General features: G+C 36.9%; 25 protein-coding genes. 18 read left to right on the top strand and 7 right to left on the bottom strand.

The window, feature by feature from the left end; all coding sequences use genetic code 11:
* Positions 1-154 precede the first annotated feature (154 nt).
* Complete coding sequence (locus GKZ86_RS00210) at positions 155-712, top strand: hypothetical protein (RefSeq protein WP_154781135.1); 558 nt, start codon at positions 155-157, stop codon at positions 710-712.
* Positions 713-739: 27 nt separating this feature from the next.
* Here the strand turns inward: GKZ86_RS00210 and mobB are convergent, their stop codons facing one another.
* Together mobB and mobA are read right to left on the bottom strand one after the other, a co-directional pair.
* Positions 740-2,026, bottom strand: coding sequence for a conjugal transfer protein MobB (gene mobB, locus GKZ86_RS00205; protein ID WP_154781134.1), 1,287 nt, complete (start codon positions 2,024-2,026; stop codon positions 740-742).
* A 7-nt stretch (positions 2,027-2,033) separates the two neighbouring features.
* Entirely contained in the window at positions 2,034-2,465 is a 432-nt protein-coding gene (gene mobA, locus GKZ86_RS00200) for a conjugal transfer protein MobA (RefSeq protein WP_154781133.1), read from the bottom strand.
* Positions 2,466-3,188: 723 nt separating this feature from the next.
* Here mobA and GKZ86_RS00195 point away from each other — a divergent pair.
* From GKZ86_RS00195 to GKZ86_RS00115, 17 genes are all read left to right on the top strand, one after another.
* On the top strand, positions 3,189-3,956 hold the full coding sequence (locus GKZ86_RS00195) for a ParA family protein (protein ID WP_154781132.1): 768 nt from the start codon (positions 3,189-3,191) through the stop codon (positions 3,954-3,956).
* A 4-nt stretch (positions 3,957-3,960) separates the two neighbouring features.
* The gene (locus tag GKZ86_RS00190) at positions 3,961-4,404 is read left to right on the top strand and encodes a DUF3408 domain-containing protein (protein ID WP_154781131.1); all 444 of its coding nucleotides are present in this window, start codon (positions 3,961-3,963) and stop codon (positions 4,402-4,404) included.
* An 8-nt stretch (positions 4,405-4,412) separates the two neighbouring features.
* Complete coding sequence (locus tag GKZ86_RS00185) at positions 4,413-4,685, top strand: DUF3408 domain-containing protein (RefSeq protein WP_154781130.1); 273 nt, start codon at positions 4,413-4,415, stop codon at positions 4,683-4,685.
* Between the two features lie 3 nt (positions 4,686-4,688).
* On the top strand, positions 4,689-5,321 hold the full coding sequence (locus GKZ86_RS00180; RefSeq protein ID WP_154781129.1) for a conjugal transfer protein TraD: 633 nt from the start codon (positions 4,689-4,691) through the stop codon (positions 5,319-5,321).
* Between the two features lie 33 nt (positions 5,322-5,354).
* On the top strand, positions 5,355-6,209 hold the full coding sequence (locus GKZ86_RS00175; RefSeq protein ID WP_154781128.1) for a hypothetical protein: 855 nt from the start codon (positions 5,355-5,357) through the stop codon (positions 6,207-6,209).
* Between the two features lie 211 nt (positions 6,210-6,420).
* Positions 6,421-6,726 (top strand): DUF4134 domain-containing protein, encoded by a 306-nt coding sequence (locus GKZ86_RS00170; protein ID WP_154781127.1) that lies wholly within the window; start codon positions 6,421-6,423, stop codon positions 6,724-6,726.
* A gap of 11 nt (positions 6,727-6,737) precedes the next feature.
* Positions 6,738-7,070: a DUF4133 domain-containing protein gene (locus tag GKZ86_RS00165; RefSeq protein WP_154781126.1), complete on the top strand. Its 333-nt coding sequence runs from the start codon at positions 6,738-6,740 to the stop codon at positions 7,068-7,070.
* Positions 7,067-9,571, top strand: coding sequence for a TraG family conjugative transposon ATPase (locus GKZ86_RS00160; protein WP_154781125.1), 2,505 nt, complete (start codon positions 7,067-7,069; stop codon positions 9,569-9,571). Before GKZ86_RS00165 ends, GKZ86_RS00160 begins: the two co-directional genes overlap by 4 nt.
* 27 nt (positions 9,572-9,598) lie before the next feature.
* Positions 9,599-10,231 carry a DUF4141 domain-containing protein gene (locus GKZ86_RS00155; protein ID WP_154781124.1) on the top strand — a complete coding sequence of 211 codons (633 nt, stop codon included), beginning with the start codon at positions 9,599-9,601 and terminating at the stop codon, positions 10,229-10,231.
* Positions 10,232-10,234: 3 nt separating this feature from the next.
* The gene (gene traJ / locus GKZ86_RS00150; RefSeq protein WP_154781123.1) at positions 10,235-11,230 is read left to right on the top strand and encodes a conjugative transposon protein TraJ; all 996 of its coding nucleotides are present in this window, start codon (positions 10,235-10,237) and stop codon (positions 11,228-11,230) included.
* Positions 11,231-11,250: 20 nt separating this feature from the next.
* Positions 11,251-11,874, top strand: coding sequence for a conjugative transposon protein TraK (traK, locus tag GKZ86_RS00145; protein WP_154781122.1), 624 nt, complete (start codon positions 11,251-11,253; stop codon positions 11,872-11,874).
* An 11-nt stretch (positions 11,875-11,885) separates the two neighbouring features.
* On the top strand, positions 11,886-12,314 hold the full coding sequence (locus GKZ86_RS00140; protein ID WP_154781121.1) for a hypothetical protein: 429 nt from the start codon (positions 11,886-11,888) through the stop codon (positions 12,312-12,314).
* Positions 12,315-12,333: 19 nt separating this feature from the next.
* Positions 12,334-12,621, top strand: coding sequence for a nitrogen regulatory IIA protein (locus tag GKZ86_RS00135; RefSeq protein ID WP_154781120.1), 288 nt, complete (start codon positions 12,334-12,336; stop codon positions 12,619-12,621).
* Positions 12,608-13,942, top strand: coding sequence for a conjugative transposon protein TraM (gene traM, locus GKZ86_RS00130; RefSeq protein WP_154781119.1), 1,335 nt, complete (start codon positions 12,608-12,610; stop codon positions 13,940-13,942). Before GKZ86_RS00135 ends, traM begins: the two co-directional genes overlap by 14 nt.
* Before the next feature lie 23 nt (positions 13,943-13,965).
* The gene (gene traN, locus GKZ86_RS00125) at positions 13,966-14,859 is read left to right on the top strand and encodes a conjugative transposon protein TraN (RefSeq protein ID WP_154781118.1); all 894 of its coding nucleotides are present in this window, start codon (positions 13,966-13,968) and stop codon (positions 14,857-14,859) included.
* A gap of 24 nt (positions 14,860-14,883) precedes the next feature.
* Positions 14,884-15,444: a conjugal transfer protein TraO gene (locus GKZ86_RS00120; protein WP_154781117.1), complete on the top strand. Its 561-nt coding sequence runs from the start codon at positions 14,884-14,886 to the stop codon at positions 15,442-15,444.
* 11 nt (positions 15,445-15,455) lie between these two features.
* The gene (locus GKZ86_RS00115) at positions 15,456-15,899 is read left to right on the top strand and encodes a DUF3872 domain-containing protein (RefSeq protein WP_154781116.1); all 444 of its coding nucleotides are present in this window, start codon (positions 15,456-15,458) and stop codon (positions 15,897-15,899) included.
* 84 nt (positions 15,900-15,983) lie between these two features.
* On the opposite strand, the gene GKZ86_RS00110 is transcribed toward GKZ86_RS00115, so the two are convergent.
* The 5 genes from GKZ86_RS00110 to GKZ86_RS00090 are packed head-to-tail and all read right to left on the bottom strand — an operon-like array spanning position 15,984 to position 22,117.
* Positions 15,984-18,068, bottom strand: a complete 2,085-nt coding sequence (locus GKZ86_RS00110) for a hypothetical protein (protein WP_154781115.1) — start codon at positions 18,066-18,068, stop codon at positions 15,984-15,986.
* A complete protein-coding gene (locus GKZ86_RS00105; RefSeq protein WP_154781114.1) occupies positions 18,052-18,906 on the bottom strand; it encodes a hypothetical protein in 855 nt (284 codons plus the stop codon). The genes GKZ86_RS00110 and GKZ86_RS00105 overlap by 17 nt, the downstream gene beginning before the upstream one ends.
* Positions 18,899-19,915, bottom strand: coding sequence for a hypothetical protein (locus GKZ86_RS00100; protein ID WP_154781113.1), 1,017 nt, complete (start codon positions 19,913-19,915; stop codon positions 18,899-18,901). Before GKZ86_RS00100 ends, GKZ86_RS00105 begins: the two co-directional genes overlap by 8 nt.
* Positions 19,908-20,969, bottom strand: a complete 1,062-nt coding sequence (locus GKZ86_RS00095) for a GTPase-associated system all-helical protein GASH (RefSeq protein ID WP_154781112.1) — start codon at positions 20,967-20,969, stop codon at positions 19,908-19,910. Before GKZ86_RS00095 ends, GKZ86_RS00100 begins: the two co-directional genes overlap by 8 nt.
* Positions 20,966-22,117 (bottom strand): hypothetical protein, encoded by a 1,152-nt coding sequence (locus tag GKZ86_RS00090; protein ID WP_154781111.1) that lies wholly within the window; start codon positions 22,115-22,117, stop codon positions 20,966-20,968. Before GKZ86_RS00090 ends, GKZ86_RS00095 begins: the two co-directional genes overlap by 4 nt.
* Between the last annotated feature and the right edge of the window lie 939 nt (positions 22,118-23,056).

Below are 23,056 nucleotides of genomic sequence, written 5' to 3'. Positions count from 1 at the left end.
GGAGGCAGAGATTGGCGGTATACAAGAGGGTATGGCGTTAAATGGTTTTTATCAACTACAGATTTTATATTGCTTTTTTTTATTAAATTTATGGTTCTATAAATCAGATAGTTATGTTGTTTGTTTAAATAATTAAGATGAAAGGAGGTATAATATGAATTGGAATAATATTGATGCTAACCCGGGAGAAAGTGAAGATGAATATGAAGCGAGAAAAAGCCAAGAAAGTCAATCTGCCACAGGAATATTGTTTGCAGTCTTTGCGTTTTTTATTTTCATCCTAAAAATGGGTACTATTTTCGGGATGTTTTTTTATGGCGGATTTTTACTGTCTCAGAAATTTTGGGGAGACGAAACAAGCAAGTTTAAAAGTTTGGGTTTGGCCCTCTTATTTACCTATGTAATTTTCTGCATTATTTATTTCATTAAAGGAATTATTATCGGATTGCGGTCAAAGAATAAGAAGTTTTGGATATTACCGTGGGGAATCTGCGTACTTTTATGCTGTATTGTGCCTGCATTTGTAGTAAAATCAGTAGTTGTAAGTATGTTCAGCCTAACGGAACGGCAAGGTATATTGTGCATTGTATTGAGTTGGGGAGCATTTATATTTTGTTTATTATACACCTATAGCATTTACCAATTTAATTCAGCAACTGCACCTAAAATTTTGCATTGGAGTTATACTTGGGGGTTAAGACTTTCTTCATAATTGGGAGTTCATAATAAATAACAAAACCTATTGATCTCTCTTAGGTTTCCTTTTCTTTTTAATCTTATTGGCAAAATCCTGTTCTTCGTAATCTTCACCTTGTGCCTCTGGCAGTAATCCTCCCAAAGCTTCAATTATTATGTCCTCTTGTTTATCGCTATATACGAAGTCGAATAATGGATGAGGTTTTTCGTTTGGTAAATCTTCCATATCATTTAATTTTGGTAAAATAGGTTGTTGCTGGAGAGGTTCTTTAGTTTCGAATTTCATTTTATTGTTCCAGTCATCATTAAAGGTATTGGCGGTAAATTCTTTTCCTAAACGAGAGCCGTTCCAAACTGTTTTGGAACTATGGTCAATAAAAGTGATACCATAAACACGCCCTGTCTCACTTCTGCGGACTACTGTGTTGATACCGTTTTCCGCTAACTGTTTTTTAAAGTCCACTTCATTATTTGTTGTTTGCATAGCGATACTAATGGTGGCTTTGAGAGTGGCTTTTGCTGCGTTATCTTTTAAGGTTTCCTTACATTTTAAAAAATGCAAATCCATATCCGCTAGTCCTGCACTTTTACCAAATAAAGATGCCTTGAAAGGATGTCCGGCCCTTTCTCCGTTCTCCTTTAAAGAAATGTATAATAATCCCCGATGCATTTTTCCATGTAGTTCGCCCTCCACTTTTTCAGTAGTAATATTGAACAGGGAAAGCAAAGCATTGTATTCGCCCAAAGTCTGGAATTTGTAATGTTTAGGCAGGTGACGGATTACTGATGCGATCTGGCTTTTTATATCATCTTTTTGATAATCTACCGGGCGGAAAATTTTGTCATTTTGCTGACGCTCTCTTTCCGTCGCAGGTATCAGTCCATACTTACTTTCCATCTCTCTGCAGAGATTCATAGACCGTCTTTTCTCAAACTTGTCGGAGATTTTTTTGCCATCTTCATCTATACATACTGATACAATATGGATATGTGTACGATCAATATCCGTGTGTTTGAATACTATAAAAGGCTGTTCTCCATAACCCATTTCCTGCATATATTCTTCTGCCATTTCCCTGAACTTTTCATCACTAACATTATCTTTCGGATCGGGATTGAGTGAAATATGCAAGGCTGGCTTTTCAGAATTACGGTTGGCAATCATGTAAGGTTCAAAAGATTGAGCTAATTGTGTAACGGAATAATGCCCGTTTGGCGTTTCAATTATTTTATTTGTAAACAAAATCTGTCCGTTTTCCTTATCTATTTTGAGCTGATTGTATGCCAATGCTCCGTATAAATTGCTCCCCCTTCCGATTTTAGCTATCATCTTAATACTATTTTTTCAAATGTTTTGTTTGAAATTCTTCTGCTAGATGTATGATTTTTTGACATAATACAGCCATTTCAGCCGTTTGTTTTTCCAATTTGTAGAGGTAGGCTGCTGCTTTTTTCTCCGAAAAATTGCGGTATAATAACTTCACAACTTGATTGTAATTCACACCAATTGATCGGAACTGGCTATGAAAAGAGGTGAGCCTCATATAGAAATCCAACATAGCTTTGTCTATTATAATCGTTTTAATCTCCTTTCCAAAGAGTACGGAAATGATAAATTTTGCCTTATTAGGCATTCCCGATGCTTCAAAAAGAGTTAATAGTTTAGCATTTTCTTCGTCAGTCAGGCGAAAAACGTGGCGGTGGATGCTCGGGTCAGTCTTTGGTGTCCGACCGCCCTTATTTCGTTTTTTGTTATCGCTTTTGTCCATTACATATTCATTTTTAATTACTGCAAAAAAGCCCTGACTTCGGAAGGGCTTTCCAGCTCCCGGCAGGGCAAGTTGTTTTGAGGCACGAACTCGGTTTCGAGTGCCTCAAAACACAACTTGCCGTGTTCTGGTGAACACAAAAATCCTCCCTGCGGTCGGATTAAATGTAGCAGGGAAAAACAGCTTCGGGCTGTTCCCTTTTTTACCAGTTATGTCATCTTGCTTTTGCATAAGTCCGTTAATAAAAAATCACTTTACAAAGTAAAATCTTCTTTAAGAGAGTATTACAATACGACGCAGTGCCAAACACTGGCTTTGAGTGCCAAGGTGTGCCAAGTTGATAAAAGCACCTATATATCTGCATTTCTTTGTACCTACAAACACATATAAGGACATAGTTAGCTATGCAGGTAACAACATAAGTACGCAATCAGTTATGTAGTAATGTATTACTGTGCAGATATAGAAAAGTAACTATTCAAATGCCTGGCTATGTAGCCTGGTAGACACATAAGTAAGTAGGTCTATTGGAACAAGCGTATCTATTTGCATACAGCTATAAACCTGTATTCAGGTGCATAGACAGTCTGGTGTATGATTACATAATTAACAATATAAATATGTACACAGCAATAGACATATTTACTGTATTGCATAAGCAGATACCTACTACTATACGGACATAAGTAAATAGATATATAAGTAATTAAAAACAGTTGAAATATGAATGCAAAACACAAAACAGTATTTATCGCCTTTTCTTCTCAAAAAGGCGGCGTCGGTAAAAGCACATTTACTACGCTTGTTGCCAGTACGATGCACTATCGTTTGGGCTACAATGTAGTGGTATTTGATGCGGATTTTCCGCAGTACAGCCTTATGAAAATGAAGGCCCGTGATTTGGCAATGGTGATGGAAAATGAGGCTTTGAAAAAGCTGGCATACAAACAATTTACAACCATCAACAAGAAAGCGTATCCGATCATACATCACAAAGCAGATATCGTATTGGAAGCAGCTCACGAATTTTTAAGTACTTCTATAGTTCCGGTTGATGTCATATTCTTTGACTTGCCCGGCACTGTCAACACACCCGGCATCCTGAAAGCATTGGCAGGAATGCACCACATTTTTACGCCTATTACGGCAGACCGACTAGTAATGGAGAGCACGCTCATTTTTACACAGCTTTTGCAGGAGGTGATTATGAAAAAAGGGGAAACTTCAATAGAAACTATTAACCTGTTCTGGAACCAAGTCGATGGCAGGGAAAGCACACCATTATATAACATTTATAAGCAGCTTATTGAACAATTGGGATTAAGTCTTATGCAGAGCCACATCAAGAACAGTACACGTTTTCGCAAAGAAAGCGAAGTGGACAGCAAAACCTTTTTCCGTTCTACTTTAATGCCACCCGACGAACGCTTGATGAAAGCCTGCCAGTTAGACCTGTTCATGAACGAATTTTTAAAAATCATTCAATTATAGCCTTATGGAGAGAGAAGAAAACAAAAAAAAAGCTACGCCCGATATTAACGAGGAGCTGATGATGAACCTGATGGTGGATGGAGTGAAAAAGGACGGTTTACAACTTCCGCCGGAACCTATTACCATAGTAGCCGAAAACGAAAATCTTAAACCTAAAAAACTACCACAACAGAAACCTGCAGTTAAGGAAAAGAGTAGGCCTAAAAGGACAAATGAAGCAGATTACGAAAGTATCTTTTTCAAAAAACCAGATACCAATGCACGCGACGGGAAGACAGTTTATATCCGACCTGATTTCCATGAAAAAATGTCACGGATCGTACAAGTGATAGGCGAAGACAAGATAACGATTTACAGTTATTTAGACAATTTGCTTGATTACCATTTTCAGGAATTTGGCGAGCAGATTACTAAGAGTTTTAATGATAAATACAAACCCATTTTATAATAACAGTTATGGAAAAGAATAATAAAACAATCGGTATAACGAAGATAGGAAAGACCTATTCTTCTAAGTTCCTAAAAAGGAATACACTACAAGGCAGAGGCGATAAATCCATTTATGTACGCCCCGAATATCACGAGAAACTTACCCGAATAGTGAAAATTATCGCTGCGGGGGAAATTCCGCTATATGCGTATCTGGACAATATCTTACACAACCACTTTGAGCTGTATTCCGAAAAAATTATTGAAGATTACAACAGGAACAATAAACCCATTTTATAAACTATGGAAATACTAATCGTGATTTGCCTACTTATTGTTATTACTCTGCTGGTAGAGGATAAAATTGTTATTCATAAAAGGAAAGGGCAAAAGCCGACACAGGAAAAAATTAACTCAAATCTTCCTGATATTATGGGGCAACCCAAACAAATAAGAAGCCTTTTAGTTCCAAATAATGTCAACGAAAGCCAAAAGAAAGAGCAGGAAAAGGAAAAGGATAATTTTGATATTGAAATCGACGAAGATGAAGTCGGTATACAAATTCCGCAGGAAGAACTGGACGATGTTTTCAGAAATATGCCTGATTTTGAGGAAGAGGAAGAAGAATGGAACAGTTATGGAATATCCAGCGCGAATGACGGTTTTGCCCAAGGGGTGACCTTCGAAGAACTTAGCTCCGTGGCGATGCTGCTGCAAAAAGAAAAATTGAAGCCATCTCAAAAGGAAACAGCGGTTGCATTCGTTCAGAAAATACAAGGAACCGAATTATTCAGCCTACTGGAAAATTCCATGGAAAGTGCTTCCCGTAAGATAGCCGAGCTATTGGACGGGAGCCTTTCTTCTCAAACTAATTCCGGTTCTTCCATTTTGCGGAAGAATGATTTTAGTGATTTTGATATTGGGGAGTTTCTATAAACTTCCCTTTGTCTTTTTATAAAAGAAGGAATTATGGAAAGAGAATTGCCCGAAATTGAAATTATGGGAAAGCAATACATGTTTGACATCGACCAAATAGCTTTGCTCGAAAAAGACAGACCTGAAAGGAAATTGTTGCTGGAGGATATGAAAGATTGCCGTACACATTATGAATTTGTATATGATAAGTACTCCAGAAATCCTGACCAATCAAAGACTGCCGATGGAATAGATGCAATTGATATGGAAAGACAAACCTTTACTACTGTCAAGATACCCCGAATTGCAGATATGGATCCATTGGGTATGTGTAGGAAGTATAACTGCTCACTTAATGATATCCATCAAAAGACCGACTTTGAAATCATGGTCGATCAGAAAGCTTTTGATTTGCGTACAGCTAAAGGACTGTTGCCCACTATAAAGATTGCTGGACATATCTTCTATGTAGATTTACGGATGGATAAGTTGAGGCCCAAAGATGATTTTCTTTCCAATGGAATTGTTTTCTCGGATGTGAGTACATATTATGATGATGATAAAAGAACTTATATGATTCCCTATAATCCAAAAACACACCAATTTCAGGAGCCTGATTATAATATCATAACAGAATTTCCAAAGGATTTGATCGCTATTGAATTTCCGTCTGAAAGATTATTAGATAGGATAGGCTGGAATCGAAAGTACGGATTTGACATCAGGCATGGACTGGTAAAGCAAAATTTAAAATTACAGTTTGCAGCAAAGAATATTCCCTGGAATGAGACATTTCTTTCTGATTTGATTAAAATCAACCGCAGATTAGAAAAGAACAGAAAAGAAACTGCAGAAAAGCATCAACCAGATCAACCACAGCAAATTATGCCAAAAGGGCGAAAAATGTAAATAAAAAGAATCTCTAGAAAATAACAATCTCAAGTGCCAGACCTTAAAAATCCGGGCACTTTTTTTATGTTTTTTATGCCTTGAGAATGCCACCTAAAGCCAAGAAACTTCACTGAACGCCACTTTGTTCTAACGCGCAAGTTTCCAGAACACCTTTGTTGCTAAAGCCCGCATAAAGCGGGAAAATAGTAACAATTAAAGTGTTTTAATTATGGAAAAACAAAGAAAAAAAATTCTGTCGGCAGCAATCTTATTGCTGTCATCCTTAAACTTAATTGCACAAGGAAACGGCACAGCGGGTATCAACGAGGCGACCCAAATGGTAACCTCTTATTTCGATCCCGCGACACAACTCATTTATGCCATAGGAGCGGTGGTCGGCCTGATTGGAGGTGTTAAGGTGTACAATAAATTCAGCAGTGGAGATTCCGACACCAGTAAAACTGCGGCAAGCTGGTTTGGTGCATGTATTTTCCTAATAGTAGCTGCTACCATACTACGTTCATTCTTCCTGTAATTCCAAGCGTTATGAATACTTACAACATCAACAAGGGAATTGGAAGAACAGTTGAATTTAAGGGGCTGAAAGCTCAGTATCTGTTCATCTTCGCTGGTGGACTGCTTGGGACACTTATCCTGGTCATGATACTTTACATGGCTGGGGTCAATTCCTATATCTGTCTTTTTCTCGGAGCCGGTGGAGCTTCGCTAATTGTGTGGCAGACTTTCTCGCTGAACAAGAAATATGGAGAACACGGATTGATGAAAGTCAGTGCGAAAAAAAGACATCCCCGCTACATTATCTGCCGTAAGGCTGTACACCGCTACTTAAGGTTTACTGTAAAACCCGATGCTTTATGAGAAATACAGCAAAGACTACAACATTGGAAAGCAAGTTTCCACTGCTGGCAGTAGAGAATAATTGCATCCTCTCAAAGGATGCAGATATTACTGCCTGCTTTGAAGTGCAATTACCCGAACTTTTCACGGTTGCTTCGGCTGAATACGAAGCTATTCATTCGGCATGGCACAAGGCTATCAAGACCTTACCCGACTTTACGGTCGTTCATAAACAGGATTGGTATGTCAAGGAAAGCTATGCGCCTGATATGGCAAAAGAAGACCAGAGCTTTTTAGCGAAATCCTATCAGCGTCATTTTAATGAACGTCCGTTTTTGAACCATTATTGCTACTTGTTTCTTACTAAGACTACCAAGGAGCGAATGCGGATGCAGAGCAATTTCTCTTCGCTTTGCAAAGGATCCCTGATACCAAAAGAAATCAGGGATAAGGAAACGATACACAGATTTATGGAAGCGGTGGCACAGTTCGAACGTATTGTTAATGATAGCGGATTTGTTAAGGTTAAACGCCTTAGCGAAGAAGACATCATAGGAGCAGAAGGAAAACAGGGATTATTGGAGCAGTATCTGACGCTTTCCAGGGAAGCCGAAACGCCAATGCAGGATATCGCACTTGGAGGAGAAGAGGTACGGATCGGTAACAAAAGATTGTGCCTGCACACCTTGTCTGACACAGACGATCTGCCCGTTACGGTATCGGCGGACACCCGTTATGAAAAATTGTCAACGGACCGCAGTGACTGCCGTTTGTCGTTTGCTGCACCTGTGGGATTGCTACTGAACTGTAATCATATCTACAATCAATATTTGTTTTTGGATAACAGCGAAAACAACATGCAAAAGTTTGAGAAGTCTGCAAGGAACATGCACTCACTAGCCCGTTACAGCCGTGCCAATCAGATCAACAAAGAATGGATAGAAAAATACCTGAATGAAGCACATTCTTTCGGACTGTCCTCTATCAGAGCACACTTCAACGTCATGGCATGGTCAGAAGATCCCGGTGAACTCAAGCAATTAAAGAATGATAGCGGTAGTGCACTCGCGCTGATGGAATGCAAACCCCGCCATAACACTACGGATGTTGCTACCCTGTATTGGGCGGGAATGCCGGGCAATGCCGGTGATTTTCCAAGTGAAGAAAGCTTCTACACATTCATTAAACCTGCCTTATGCTTTTTCACTGAAGAAACGAATTACCATAATTCGCCATCACCCTTTGGTATCAAGATGGCAGACAGGCTCACCGGAAAACCCATTCATCTGGACATTTCTGATCTTCCTATGAAGCGCGGTATTATCACCAACCGCAACAAGTTTATACTTGGACCTTCGGGAAGCGGTAAGTCTTTTTTTACCAATCATATGGTACGCCAATATTATGAGCAAGGAGCACATGTATTATTGGTGGATACCGGCAACTCTTATCAGGGGTTATGTGAACTTATTAAAGGCAAGACCAAAGGAGAAGACGGGCTGTATTTTACTTATACCGAAGATAATCCCATTGCTTTTAACCCTTTCTATACAGATGACGGAGTATTCGACATTGAAAAGAGAGAAAGCATCAAAACCCTGATATTGACCTTGTGGAAGCGTGATGACGAGCCGCCAACGCGATCCGAAGAAGTCGCACTTTCCAATGCCGTAAGCGGATATATCGAACGTATCAAACAGGATGAAGTATTTGCCTCTTTTAATGGTTTCTATGAATATGTGCAGGGTGATTATCGTAATGTATTGGAGAATAAACAAGTAAGAGAAAAAGACTTTGACATTGCCAATTTCCTTAATGTACTGGAGCCTTATTACAAAGGCGGTGAATATGATTATCTGCTCAATTCCGACAAGCAGTTAGACCTGCTTTCTAAACGCTTTATTGTATTTGAAATTGATGCCATCAAAGATCACAAAATCCTCTTTCCTATAGTGACTATCATTATTATGGAGGTGTTCATTAACAAGATGCGTAGGCTAAAAGGTATCCGTAAACTTATCCTGATTGAAGAGGCGTGGAAAGCCATTGCCAAAGAGGGAATGGCGGAATATCTGAAGTACCTTTTTAAAACTGTTAGAAAATTTTTTGGTGAAGCAATCGTAGTAACGCAGGAGGTAGAGGACATCATTCAGTCGCCCATTGTCAAGGAAAGTATCATCAACAATTCGGACTGTAAAATTCTGCTCGACCAGCGCAAATACATGAACAAGTTTGACGACATCCAGGCGATGCTCGGCCTCACTGACAAGGAAAAGGCGCAGGTACTTTCTATCAACATGAACAACGATCCCTCAAGACTTTACAAAGAAGTTTGGATAGGACTCGGTGGCACCCATTCTGCGGTATATGCCACAGAAGTGTCGGCGGAGGAATATTTGGCGTATACCACTGAAGAAACCGAAAAAATGGAAGTGATGCAGCTTGCCGCAGAACTAGATGGTAATGTAGAACTCGCCATTAAGCACATCGCAATTGGGCGGCGTGATATTGAAAATCAATAATCAACAATAACTTAAAATCTATAAACAATGAAAAAAACACTATTCATGGTGTGTACAGCACTGATACTTGCCGTAGCACCTTCAGCAAAAGCCCAATTTGTAGTTACCGATCCTGCAAACCTGGCTTCAGGGATTCTCAACAGTGCCAATGAAATTGTACAGACTTCTAACACTGTATCGAATGTTGTAAAAAATTTCAAGGAAGTAGAAAAGGTATACAAACAGGGAAAGGAGTATTACGACAAACTACAGGCTATTAACAATTTGGTGAAAGATGCTCGCAAGGTACAGCAAACAGTGTTATTGGTAGGTGATGTATCTCAAATGTATGTACAGAATTTTGGCAGGATGATGAATGATCCCAACTTTTCTGCGCAGGAACTGGCAGCAATTGCAAATGGCTATTCAGCACTCTTGAGTGAGAGTACAGAACTGCTGAAAGAACTCAAACAGATTGTAAGCTCATCAACATTATCACTAAATGATAAAGAACGAATGGATATTATTGACCGTGTATATAAAGAGGTGAAAGAATACCACAGTCTGGTACGCTATTATACCAACAAGAATATCTCGGTAAGCATTCTAAGGGCAAAGAAGCAGAACAACACCAAAAGAGTACTTGACCTCTATGGAACTCCTAATCAAAAATACTGGTAAGACATGGAATTTAATAATCTTCATGAAGTCCTGCGCTCCCTGTATGATGAAATGCTCCCGCTGTCCGCAGATATGGCGGCAGTATCCAAAGGTCTGGCGGGATTGGGAGCACTTTTCTTTGTAGCCATGAAAGTATGGCAGGCACTGAGCCGGGCGGAACCTATCGATGTGTACCCTTTGCTGCGTCCTTTTGCACTCGGACTGTGCATCATGTTTTTCCCGACAATGGTACTCGGAACAATGAATTCCGTATTAAGTCCAATTGTACAGGGTACACATAGTATTCTGGAAAATCAGGTACTTGACCTGAACGATCTACAGGCTAAAAAAGACCTGCTGGAACGAGAGGCGATGATCCGCAATCCCGAAACTGCTTATATGGTATCTGATGAAGAGTTCGACAAGAAATTGGACGAGCTTGGCTGGTCACCTTCCGACATTGGAACAATGGCAGGAATGTATATGGACAGACAGGAATACAAGATTGAAAAAGCGATAAAAGAATGGTTCCGCAATTTGCTGGAAATACTTTTTCAGGCGGCGGCACTTGTCATCGATACCATTCGGACTTTCTTTTTGATTGTACTATCTATTTTAGGTCCAATAGCTTTTGCTATTTCCGTTTGGGATGGCTTTCAATCGACGCTCACGCAGTGGCTCACCCGATATGTCAGTGTGTATTTATGGCTTCCGGTAGCAGATCTTTTCAGCTCCATGCTCGCCAAGATCCAGTCCCTGATTATTGAAAGGGATATTGAAATGCTTGCTGATCCGACATTCATTCCTGATACCTCGAACACCGTGTACATCATATTTATGATTATCGGCATTGTGGGGTACTTCACTATTCCGACCGTAACAGGCTGGATTATTCAGGCTGGCGGAGCAGGAAACTTTACCCGTAATGTAAACCAGACAGCCATGAAATCCGGAAATATTGCAGGAGCAGGAGCTGGTTCAACAGTAGGAAATATCGGCGGCAGGCTAATAAACAAGTAAACAATTAATCCTTTAAAAAAATGGAATTTAAAACACTAAGAAATATTGAAAACAGTTTCAAGCAGATAAGATTGTATGCCATCGTGTTTGCCTTGCTCTGCACAGGAGTGACAGGATATGCTATTTGGCAATCCTACCGTTTTGCGGAGCAGCAACGACAGAAAATCTATGTACTGGACAATGGAAAATCGCTGATGCTAGCACTTGCGCAGGATGCATCTATAAACCGTCCTGTGGAAGCAAGAGAACATGTAAGACGCTTTCACGAACTTTTCTTTACTCTGGCTCCCGACAAAAACGCGATTGAAAGCAATATGAAACGGGCATTTAATCTTGCTGATAAAAGCGCCTTTGATTATTACAAAGACCTCTCTGAAAAAGGGTATTACAACCGAATCATATCGGGCAATGTACAGCAGCGTATCGAACTGGACAGTGTAGTCTGCAATTTCGAGAACTATCCTTATTCAGTACGCAGCTATGCCAAACAGTTCATTATCCGCTCCAGTAATGTGACAAAACGAAATTTAGTTACATCCTGTTTTCTAGTGAACTCTGTCCGTTCGGACAATAACCCGCAGGGTTTTAATATTGAAAAGTTTGCGGTAGTAGAAAACCGGGATATAGAAGTTATTGAACGCTAAAAAACAATCTTATGGAAGTATTATCAGATTTGAGCACGTTTGCAGAAATCCTTACCAATAAAGGATATGACGGCTATTTCCATACGCAGGCAGCGTATGCCGGAAAGTTGAAAGAAAGTATTGGGGAGTATCTTGAAAACTGCCAAAAAGGTACCGATAGTTTGCCTAAAAAGGATTTGTTATTGACGAGCTACCTGCAATGGTCGGGAGAAGAGAAGCCAGGTGTTAAATGCAGTATGTGGGTAAAATACCTGCACGGCAAATTCTCACTTAACAGAATGGAAATTGAAAAAAAAGACCGTTTTGGGCAACTGCTGAAAAGAGTGGAACTGACAAACCTGTCTACTGAAACCGCTCCTAAAGCGGTGGATGCAGTTGCTTTGGTCAATGATGAACAAAAGCAAACGGCAGGTCAAAGCCCTAAGCGTTTCAAGCTATAACAAGAGAAATTGTATGGATATGAAAAAATTAAGGGAAAATATGGTCAGGTATTTTAACAAACTGGACGAACGTTGGCAGGCATTGCCTTTACGGAAACAGCATAAATACACACTTTACTTTTTTATGGCCTACCTGCTGCTTACCGCAGGAGTCATTTTTAAAGTTTGCTATGATATCGCAACGTACGATGACAGTATGGTTATCGGGCATATCGAAAATCCTGTCCTGAAAAAGAATGAAAGTCCTGCATCCTTACAGGACACATTATCAACAATTCTAAAAAATAAGATTTATGAAAGAAAATGAGAACAAAAAGTCAGTTGTTCGGGTGACAGAAGGAAACCCGGCAGCGACCTCTGATGTACTGCAAGACGGTACTCAGAACAAAGCCGAGAAGCTCAAAAAACCGCTCATATTTGGTTTAATGGGGATTGTGTTCGTAGGTTGTATGTACCTGATATTTAAACCGTCGGAGGACAAAAAGGAAATTGAAAACATCGGACTGAACGATGCCGTACCACAGGCGACGGGCGCAGGAATGCCAACTGATAAAAGCAAGGCCTATGAACAGGAAATGCTGGAACAGAAAGACCAGGAAAAACGTAGTGCCCTTACCACACTGTCCGATTACTGGAACGAAGACAGGACGTCTAATGAGGGCGAAGAGTTACTTTCCGGTGAACAAGACCAAAGCGATGAGAATACCAGCAGGTCAGGAAAATCTGGAAATCCGGCACTCAATAGCTATCGAAACGCACAAAGTACATTAGGGTCTTTCTATCAGGATGGTAATGGCGAAACACAGGAACTCCGACGACAATTGGAAGAGTTAAAAGAAAAGCTTGCTGAAAAAGATGTTCCTGCCGGTGTAACGGTAAATGACCAGATGGCACTCATGGAAAAATCGTATCAAATGGCGGCAAAGTATCTTCCTTCGGGAACAAATTCCGGAGAAGCTGCAAACAAAAACAATGCTGTTCCAGCTTCATCTGTCACGACTCAAAAAGAATATTTCGCAGCATTCACCCCAGAAAGGAAAAGTACGGTATCAGCATTATATCGGGAGCCTGCCGACAGTACCTTTTTAGCGGACTGGAGCGAAACCAAAAAACATAGTTTTTATACAGCAGGTTCAGTCCAGCAGGTGGTACAACCAAAGAATAGTGTTAAAGCCTGTGTACAGGAAACGCAGACGATTATCGGCGAAAGCGCAGTACGTCTTCGTTTATTAGAACCCGCCCAAACAGCTAACCGTACCATTCCGCAGGGAACAATCTTAACTGCAAATGCAAAGCTTCAGGGAGGGCGTTTACAGTTAAAAGTTACATTAATAGAAATTGGCGGGAATATTATTCCTGTAGATATAACCATTTATGACCTTGATGGTCAGCAAGGTTTGTTCGTGCCGTATTCTCCTGAAATGAACGCTCTTTCCGAGATGGCAGGTAATATGAGCCAGACTTCAGGAACAAGCCTGATGCTTACCCAATCGGCAGGACAGCAGATGGCAGCTGATTTAAGCCGTGGTGTGGTTCAGGGAATTTCAGGTTACTTCTCCAAAAAAGTAAGGACGCCGAAAGTCACAATAAAGGCTGGGCATCAACTGCTGCTTGTCTCAAAAAAATAATAGTAAACCTAATAAAGTAAACAATGAAAAAATATTTTAAAACCTTTTGGGCACTTGCCCTATTGATCGGCAGTGTCGTAACATCTTTTGCTCAGGAAAGCGAGAAAACCCAGCTTGCATTGGGCAAGATAGAACCGTACCGAATGGAAGTTACTTACGACAAGACTTCGCATTTGATTTTTCCAACTGCTATACGATATGTCGATCTTGGAAGCGCGTATCTGATCGCCGAAAAAGCGGAAGATGCTGAGAATGTACTTCGTGTAAAAGCCTCGGCAAAAGAATTTGAAGCCGAAACTAACTTTTCGGTGATTACTAATGACGGCCGTTTTTACAATTTCGATGTGCAATATAATTCCAGTCCACAGACGTTGAGCTATGACCTGTTGACAATGCAAAAAGCAGTGGATAAAAACAATGGAAACGATGTGCTTTTTGAAGAGTTGGGAAACAATTCACCATCTCTGGCAGGTTTGATACTGGAAACCATCTATAAAAACGATAAACGTTTTGTAAAACATATCGGGGCTAAAAGTTTCGGCATACAGTTTATCCTGAAGGGAATGTACATCCATAATGGAAAGTACTATTTCCATACGGAACTCGCAAACCGCACCAATGTTCCTTTCCAGATTGATTTTATCAATTTTAAGATTGTGGATAAAAAGTTAGCCAGGCGAACCGTATTACAGGAAAGAACAATAATTCCACTGCGTACCTATAAGCCCCTTGATGCCATTGACGGCAATGCAACTGACCAGAATGTATTCCTGCTAGACCAGTTTACCATTGACGATGACAAGGTGTTGCTTATTGAGATTTTCGAGAAGAACGGAGGGAGGCATCAAACTCTAAAGGTGGAAAATTCGAATTTGATAAAAGCCCGATTGATAAGCGACATGCACCTTAAATTTTAGTATCCATTAAAACAACAATAGAAAATGAAAAAGTATATCTATACCATGATGCTCATTTTAATGGGGATCGTAGTGGCACAAGGACAGCGCATGTTGCCTAAACAAAAAGGATGGGAAGTAAATGCAGGGATATTATCCAATGATAGAATTGGCAATGATTACTACATTAATCTAGCAATGACTATAAACGGAAAAAACGGTAACTACCAGCTTTGGGCTTTGGAATACACCCATCAATATCACAATTATAAGAATCTAAGTATACCACAGGAGACGTATACCGCAGAAGGCGGTTGCGGTTTCTTTCTCTTAGGCGATGCCTACAAGAACATTACACTCAATGCAGCGATAACTGGTGTACTGGGTTATGAAAGTGTCAACGGTGGTGAACAGCTGCTATATGACGGGGCGAAAATAGTAAGTGACGACAACTTCATCTATGGTGCCGGTGCAAGGCTGTCCCTCGAAACGTACCTCTCTGACCATTTTGTACTGCTCCTTCAGGGGCGTACAAAAATTTTGTGGGGTACCGATATGAAACAGTTCCGACCCTCAGCAGGTGTGGGAATAAGGTTTAACTTTTAAAACGTAAAACGATGAAAGCATTTTTCAATAAATTCACAATAGGATTACTGCCCGTACTCATGGCAGTCCTTCTAAGTTCTTTTACTTTGATATCTTGCAGTAAAGACGAACTGGAAATACAGAATGATTTTCCTTTTGAAGTAAAAGTCATGCCTGTACCCAAAGAAATTTCCAATGGCGATACAGTGGAGATAAGGGGAACAATACAGCCGACAGGTAACTATACCGGCACGCAATATTTTATTCGTTACTTTCAGTTCGATGGTAAGGGAACGTTGAGGTACTCAAATGAAATTCCTTATAAGCCCAATGACTCATATTCGTTGCCAGAAGAACAATTCAGGTTGTATTATACATCACATTCCGTCGTTTCCCAATCCTTTGAAGTATGGATTTCCGATAATTTCGGTAATGAAAAGCAACTGAGTTTTGAGTTTAACAGCAGCAGCGATTAAAGAATAAGATGCGGTTAAATAAACAAAACCGACTTGTATATTAGATCATTATAAGTCGGTTTTTTTTATCAATTAAAGAAACTATTAATGCCTTAATTCTCTTCTTAAAGAAGTGATAAGTTGAACCTGATGATCGTTAATTTGGATTTTTCTTTTATCGATATTAAATAATATTTCATCCATAAATTTTCTGCCTTTTTTAAAACCAATAGCATAACTCAAAGCACTCTTTGTTGTATCAAATATTTTAAGACTATCTAAAAAATATTGCTGAGACCAATGAAATTTAATAAATTTATTAACTAAAGTACGAATAAGTAACTCACAATAGTCCCAACTTGGCACATCAGCTTTTTTTGGAGAGAATAAATAACTAAAAAATAAAAATAGAGAATCTTCTTCATCCTGTTCCGTGGCATCAATTGGAATAAATTGCCAATTATTGTATTGGATTTTTGATTTTTTAGCATAGTAGTATACATCATGAAAACATTCTGCCACTATTAATGCCGGATTAGAGACCTTTCTATTAAAACCAAACGACAATAAGACACATGAGGCAAATATCCTTGTTTGTTCGTCATCTACTTTTTTATAGATAACTTTCCAATAACTTGAATCCAACCCTAAAGAATTTAACTCCGGATAATTCAGGTATTGAAATATCTTACAGCAAAATTGCACACTGAGTACTGAAATATTCTTCCTGATAAAATCTTTCAAAATTGTTCTATTCGCAAAGATTGATGAAACAATATTTGGTGAATCGGGAAATCCAATATTATTAAATATCTTAATTATATAATAGGCTCTTTGATCATTATTTCTTAAAAATTGATATATAACAGAACTTTTAGATTCTAATATAGATGAAATAGTTAACTCCCAATTTACATGTAAGGAATTTTCTAAAATTTCTATAAGTTTCAATTGTGTTTCAATAGGTAACTTCCAAGTATCGACTAAAATAGCTATTCGAGGTATCTCCTTCAAAAATATGGGAATTAATCGAGAATCACGATCAAATAAATTTATTATATCTGATGGCAAAATCGAAATATTCTCCCAAACATCACTGCTTATTAGATCTTGTTTTGCATTTATGTAAAAATCTACGAACTCATTAACGTTAATTTTATTTGATTTTAAAGCATTAATAAGTCTTTGGTTTATATATTTTTTATCAATATTACTATTGTCATTTAAAATAAAGTAATCCAATACCTCCTTTTCATTGAATTCATATAGTATTCCCTCATTGTAAATTTCATTTTTTATAAGTTTACCCTCATTATCTTCAAATCGATTTGATACCAAATTGTTAATTAATGTGAATGATGAACTTTTAAGAGTAGAAAATTCATACAACTCAATTAGAGGTTTATAATTTCTTCTTATTCCCTTTATATCAGAACCATAAAACCAAAGAAATTTACGTAAATGATTTTTTGAAGAGGTATTGAAAAGAGAAATCCAATTTTCATTTTCTATAATTTGATCTCCTATTATAAAACTGTTTGAACTTTGCTTTTCAATTGAGCCAGTAGTTCTGATAGGTACTATTTGGAGATCAAATTCCACTCCATCTACAACTTTTAAATTTAATGCTCCTGTGCAAAATGAAAAATTTCTCCTTAATCTTGGCCATTGATTGCTCCACACTTGAATTATTAATCTTTCAAATTCCAAAGAAGTATATGCAGGATAAATAATAGTTTTTTCAGGATAATTATAAACAGCATCTAATACTGGTATAGCCTTTGTAAAGTCATCAAAAATTGAATCTGAATTTAATAAGTCATCTTTTTCAATTGATATTGGTGTAGAATAGTCCTCATATTTATCTTTGATTGGCCTTTTAAAATAAAGTAAGAGTTGATCTAGATCTGGTATTTTACCCAAATCTGAAAACTGTATAAGCAAAGTGTGTGTCCATACACAACCTGGTCGCTTCATTTCGTCCGCGTACCATGTTTTGCTAAAGGCATAATGAGTTGCTAAAGGATATCCACTTATGTAAATTTTAAATCCTTCATCAATGTTCGAACCGGACAAATCGGATTGAACCAATAAAATTTTCTTCGCATCACCAGAAAGTTGCGAAGATGACATTAACAGTTGATGGCCATTTTGATAACCATGTAGAGTTTGATCAATCTTTATTTTCATTTGTTATCCAAAGTATTGGACTTAAAATATTGTTAGAAATGCAGGTGCCATCGGTAACTTTAATTCGGTCAAGTGGGTCAATTGCAAGTAGAGCCTCTTTTGTTGTTTCTTTTTCATATGATCCTCCCTGAGAACTTACTCCAAAATATCTAACTTTAAAAATTTCTTCATTTGAAGTCAAATATTGATGTAAAAGCGGCAGTTCATTTTTACACCACATTTCTGGTGTATGATCTTGTTTTACTACATCCCAACAGGAAATTATAACAGATACTTTTCTTAAAATATTTGGTTTGTTGAAATCAATCATCTGCAGGAAGTCAACTAATTTAACTTGACTAGGAACTAACTCTTCTGTCCAACTCTGTTCTAAATTTGTATTAATCATTGATTCACCAAAATAAATATAATTTTGACTTTCATGATAAATAAAACGTGGTTTATTTTTCACATCCCTTGGATCAATGAATAGTAATATGCCTTCAACGTTATCTAATATATAATCGAATTCCTCATCCCATTCTCTATCCGCGAAATGTGTTTTAAAAGTTTCCCCCGAAATATCGGGCACGTTTAAAATCATAGATTCTCCGGAATCTTTATGAATAATTTTGATATCCACAAATTCAATTTTATTTTGATTTGTTCTAATTACATCACGGCAACTAGCCCAATTCCGACTGATCAGATTTAGATATTCTAGTTCGCTGTCTTCAAGGCTATCATGCATGTATTCGCCTTGTTCAACATTGTTGAATATAAAATACCACAAAGCTGCTAAAAACGTAGTTTTACCTGATTCTGGAAGACCCGAAAATAATATTCCTTTATCACTCATTATATTTTATTCTATAATTATCAATAAATCGTTCAGAAACCTTTTCTTGTAAAGGTAGTTTTTTTTGCGCAACCGGATTTATCATAAAATTTTCAATTAAATCTTCTAATCCAAATCCAAGTTCTATTGTTGTAGGTGTTTCTAAATCTGGTCTGGAAGCAATTTTTTTATAATTTATTCCTTTCAATCTACTTAAAAAGCGACTATTGATTTTATTAATGACAGTTTCGTCCAAATTAAAATTATTTAACTTTTCTAAAAGATCCCATTTTGATATCAGAATATTAAGTATGGTATCGATAGTAAATATTTTATTATCTAATGCGGACTGAATAAATACTTGAGCATCAAGTAAAGTAGCAGCTTTTTCAGATCCAGCAATCTTTTCTCCATCAATAATATATATTACATGATTAGCTAGTTTAACCACCCCCAGGTGCTCTTTCATAGCAGATCCTGAACTTCTGGCTAATTGTATAGTTTCACCTGATATATCAGATAGTAAAAAATGTTTTTTTAGAGGGGTTTCAATATCCTTAATTGCTATATGCAATATTCGAAAATCAAGCGCTTTAGTCCTTTCAGTATCTGCTCTAGTAGAACCGGAAACCATCCGAGACAAATGGCTTCTTATCTCAAATCCTTTTTGAGTTAAAGACCCAGCAAATAGATACTTTTTAAATTGACCAATTTGAAAAAGATCAAAAATTGTCGCTAGTAGAGTTGTTTTACCACAATCTAAATCACCTAGTATAACCACTAAGTCACATGCGTATCTTTTAGTAATTGAGGTTATTTCTGTTAGCTTTAATTCTGAACCACTAAATACATCTATTTTGTTAGATGCTTTGTTGAGAATGGACGGAGTTTCATTTTCTATGTATTCTTCGTCTTCATTACTATCATCCCAGTAAAAGTGTGGGCATTCCTCGTGCTCCAAACCCTCCAAACACTTGCCGTCTTTTCTAATTGCACAATCAGGTTGTGAACAAGCTTTTACTTCAATCATTTTTCAACATTTGTAAGGATTGAAGAAAGATAATTTCTCTATAAAATTGGAAAGCTAGTTCTTCTGGCTTATATTTTTTATCAGCAACTCCTGCACCAACTGTTTTATTAAAAGCAGCCTTCCAAACAGCCATATCCATAAACTTTTTTTCAAGATCAAGTGCATATATAAAAGGTGTTAATTCTGTCTCATTACCGAAATGCAATAATTTTTCTTTTGATTGTGCAGTTGCTTCAGTAATAGAGTCCGATAATGATAATATCTTTAATTTAGGTTTATTATCATTACTTAGTAGTAAAACTTTGTATAAAATATGTTTAGCCGATGATCTGTATCCACTATTACTGCTTAATTCAAATAATTCCTGTGCGGATGCAATTACCATTTTTGACAAACCAATTTCTGAAAAATAAGCATTATTAGATTTGCTGTGCTGACCAAATAACCACCACAGGATATTTGTTTCTTCTTTTAATTTTTTATTTTCATGACTTAAATAAGTGACCGCCTTTATCAAATTTAAAGAATCAGTGCTATCTAGGGCTTCTTCATCGTCTACGTCTTCTTCAAATGTGTTAGCTTTTTCAAGTAAGTTGTCTTCTATCTCATCTATATCAATATCACTCGCTGACTCTTTATTTGCATCTACGTTATTTGCAAATTCATAAAAAGGAACTTGACTTGAAGTATATTTTTCAAAAAAATTTGCATTAATTACTGCTAAACTGATTAAATGTGATAACCTGTTCTTAGTTTCAAATAAAAAACAAAGAGATATTTCTGCTAAGACTTTAATAATATTGTCATTCGAAACTATGGGAAATGTAATGTCTTTTTCTCGAAATTTAGTCTCAAAAAGAGTTTTACTTTCTGTGCTTTCAAGCTTAATATCGTAAGCCAACCTTACTATGTCAAGCCAAAGAGTAATGTTCTCCTCTTTAATTATGTCATTTATTACGGCGATCCTGTTGTCAACAAGATCCTGCGTAACGGTTAAATCAATTGCTTTATACCATGTTGGGAAGTACTCTTTACTAGTGTAATTTTGGCTCATACGAATGGATTTTTATTGTTAGTGAAGGGTTTTATTTTATTAATAGCATCCCATAAATTTGGTAAAAGATTTCTTTCCTTAACTAAACGAAAAATTTCTTTATCCATCTCGTGACCACTTAATTCTATAAAATTTGATAAGGGAAGATCAATATCATCAATAACATTAGCTTTTTGATAAGAACTCAAGTCTAGAAATGCTGCTACTGTTGTTTGAACTGCGGAATGCATATCTTCTTTTCTATTGTTTAATTCAATTATTGCCACAATCTCACCTTCAAATTTTTCAGCTAATAAAGTTACATCATCTTCCTTTGTAATGGTTTTCCTAATTACCGGTTCCAAACCGATAGTAACAAATCCAACTCGTGACATAAAAACTTTTAAAGTTAAGGATGTCGCACATTGTGACGCTAGATTTTGCCTTTTTTCTTTATCTACACCTTTATTTCCATCACCATAGTCGCAAATTCCTTTAACTAAGATCCACTCATTAACATTTTTTGTTTTACAAGCGGCATAAATACCTGCCCCTTCCATTTCTGCCCCAATTGCATTAGGATATCTGCTTAGAATAATATTTCTCTCAGCTAGGTTATCGATAAGTTTTTCGCCTGATAAAATGTGTCCAATTCGTTTTTTAGCGAATAAACCATTTTCAATTGGAGATGACCAACCTGTTGAATTTTTGAACCTATTGAATAATACCACACCAGGGTCAACTATAGGCCCACGTTGTACAATTTCCTCACTTCCTAATCTTTGACTTTCATAAGATATTATTGCTTCAGAAATTAATACATCGCCAATTTTTTGTTTGCTTTCGTCAGTTCCCATTGCAACTCCAACCATAACAACTGCTTTAGGGTGCCAAGCTTCAATTGCATCGTATGACGTTAATATTGCACCATTGTAGCTAATGGAACCCATCTTTCCTAGTTGCACATGTACTGCAAGATATTCGCCAAATATGCCTATGAAATAGGTATGCTGTCCATGTGGCACTTTTAGTACATCTGCATTGTCTTCTAAAGGTAATAATGCTTGTCGCACGTGAAATGTTTCAATATCATTCGCTGTTATTAAAAGTAAATTGATGTCAGGAATTAGATGCTTTACTTCATCATATGACTTTTCAGAGATTTCCAAAATAAGTATTAATTTAATGGTTGATAAAGAGAGTTAGTTACAGTAAATAACTACTTACAAATATAGAATAATAACTTTATGCGACTGGTTTTTTATCAAAATTATGAATAAGTAATTTAGATTAAATAGAGTTATAATTTAATACTTATTTATTTCCTATATATCTAGAGGTCTTTTATTCGATCAAGGTCTACTTTTTTATATTCAATATCACATTTCTTGCTTCTACAAATTTTTTATTATGTATACTTCACTTTTCAAATAATAATTGATCAATAAAATTAAAACACTTCCCATGCAACCAGACTAAAAAATTGAAGATATTTCATTAACTATTAAAATAGTGAGTTGCAGTTTTTACATAAATCGTACTAAACTGTCTACTTGTACTTTTATGAAATTGGAAAATCTTTTGTGCCTATTTTTAAATTTTCTCAACTCTTATGTATGAAACACTATTAAGAAATTATTAATAGGAATGTATTGCTTTAGTTTGTTAAAAAGCAACTATTTCGTGATTTTTTTTATTGAAAATTTGAATCAAATTATTAAAAAAAAGATAAAAAAAATATAAACTATTTTGATGCAATCGTCTAGATATTTTATTTATCAGGATGGATTTGTTGAAATTTTATATACAACACTCTAACAATGGTAAAATGATGGAATTAAGCCAGATAACATTGAAAGAATTAAAAGCCTGCAATTATTGAATTTGAAAATATCGAGCATCTTTTGATAATCTTTCTGTTTGGAAAAACACAGCCAATTAGTTAACAATAGCAGTAAATTCAATTAAAGTAATGCGGACTTCTTTTGCTTCTTTTCTTTGTACGCTTATGTGGAAAGAAAAGAAGTCCTCAAAAATAAAAAATTAGGATACATCATATCCTATCTAAAAAAAATTAACCTGTTTGATAAAATGTAAGGAGAGGCGTA

Source organism: Flavobacterium sp. LC2016-13, from assembly GCF_009707955.1.
In the GTDB taxonomy this organism is placed as follows: Bacteria; Bacteroidota; Bacteroidia; order Flavobacteriales; family Flavobacteriaceae; genus Flavobacterium.
The sequence above is the reverse complement of the archived record's forward strand: the minus strand, read 5'-3'. Positions and strand labels throughout refer to the sequence as shown.

Bases quoted from the DNA above. Each gene is read 5' to 3' on its own strand.
- GKZ86_RS00190 (WP_154781131.1), top strand. From the start codon at position 3,961: ATGGAGAGAGAAGAAAACAAAAAAAAAGCTACGCCCGATATTAACGAG.
- GKZ86_RS00095 (WP_154781112.1), bottom strand. From the start codon at position 20,969: ATGAGCCAAAATTACACTAGTAAAGAGTACTTCCCAACATGGTATAAA.
- traM (WP_154781119.1), top strand. From the start codon at position 12,608: ATGAAAGAAAATGAGAACAAAAAGTCAGTTGTTCGGGTGACAGAAGGA.
- GKZ86_RS00165 (WP_154781126.1), top strand. From the start codon at position 6,738: ATGAATACTTACAACATCAACAAGGGAATTGGAAGAACAGTTGAATTT.
- GKZ86_RS00170 (WP_154781127.1), top strand. From the start codon at position 6,421: ATGGAAAAACAAAGAAAAAAAATTCTGTCGGCAGCAATCTTATTGCTG.
- GKZ86_RS00100 (WP_154781113.1), bottom strand. From the start codon at position 19,915: ATGATTGAAGTAAAAGCTTGTTCACAACCTGATTGTGCAATTAGAAAA.
- GKZ86_RS00160 (WP_154781125.1), top strand. From the start codon at position 7,067: ATGAGAAATACAGCAAAGACTACAACATTGGAAAGCAAGTTTCCACTG.
- GKZ86_RS00115 (WP_154781116.1), top strand. From the start codon at position 15,456: ATGAAAGCATTTTTCAATAAATTCACAATAGGATTACTGCCCGTACTC.
- GKZ86_RS00105 (WP_154781114.1), bottom strand. From the start codon at position 18,906: ATGAGTGATAAAGGAATATTATTTTCGGGTCTTCCAGAATCAGGTAAA.
- traJ (WP_154781123.1), top strand. From the start codon at position 10,235: ATGGAATTTAATAATCTTCATGAAGTCCTGCGCTCCCTGTATGATGAA.
- GKZ86_RS00175 (WP_154781128.1), top strand. From the start codon at position 5,355: ATGGAAAGAGAATTGCCCGAAATTGAAATTATGGGAAAGCAATACATG.
- mobB (WP_154781134.1), bottom strand. From the start codon at position 2,026: ATGATAGCTAAAATCGGAAGGGGGAGCAATTTATACGGAGCATTGGCA.
- GKZ86_RS00185 (WP_154781130.1), top strand. From the start codon at position 4,413: ATGGAAAAGAATAATAAAACAATCGGTATAACGAAGATAGGAAAGACC.
- GKZ86_RS00120 (WP_154781117.1), top strand. From the start codon at position 14,884: ATGAAAAAGTATATCTATACCATGATGCTCATTTTAATGGGGATCGTA.
- traN (WP_154781118.1), top strand. From the start codon at position 13,966: ATGAAAAAATATTTTAAAACCTTTTGGGCACTTGCCCTATTGATCGGC.
- GKZ86_RS00140 (WP_154781121.1), top strand. From the start codon at position 11,886: ATGGAAGTATTATCAGATTTGAGCACGTTTGCAGAAATCCTTACCAAT.
- GKZ86_RS00155 (WP_154781124.1), top strand. From the start codon at position 9,599: ATGAAAAAAACACTATTCATGGTGTGTACAGCACTGATACTTGCCGTA.
- GKZ86_RS00110 (WP_154781115.1), bottom strand. From the start codon at position 18,068: ATGAAAATAAAGATTGATCAAACTCTACATGGTTATCAAAATGGCCAT.
- traK (WP_154781122.1), top strand. From the start codon at position 11,251: ATGGAATTTAAAACACTAAGAAATATTGAAAACAGTTTCAAGCAGATA.
- mobA (WP_154781133.1), bottom strand. From the start codon at position 2,465: ATGGACAAAAGCGATAACAAAAAACGAAATAAGGGCGGTCGGACACCA.
- GKZ86_RS00135 (WP_154781120.1), top strand. From the start codon at position 12,334: ATGAAAAAATTAAGGGAAAATATGGTCAGGTATTTTAACAAACTGGAC.
- GKZ86_RS00180 (WP_154781129.1), top strand. From the start codon at position 4,689: ATGGAAATACTAATCGTGATTTGCCTACTTATTGTTATTACTCTGCTG.
- GKZ86_RS00195 (WP_154781132.1), top strand. From the start codon at position 3,189: ATGAATGCAAAACACAAAACAGTATTTATCGCCTTTTCTTCTCAAAAA.
- GKZ86_RS00210 (WP_154781135.1), top strand. From the start codon at position 155: ATGAATTGGAATAATATTGATGCTAACCCGGGAGAAAGTGAAGATGAA.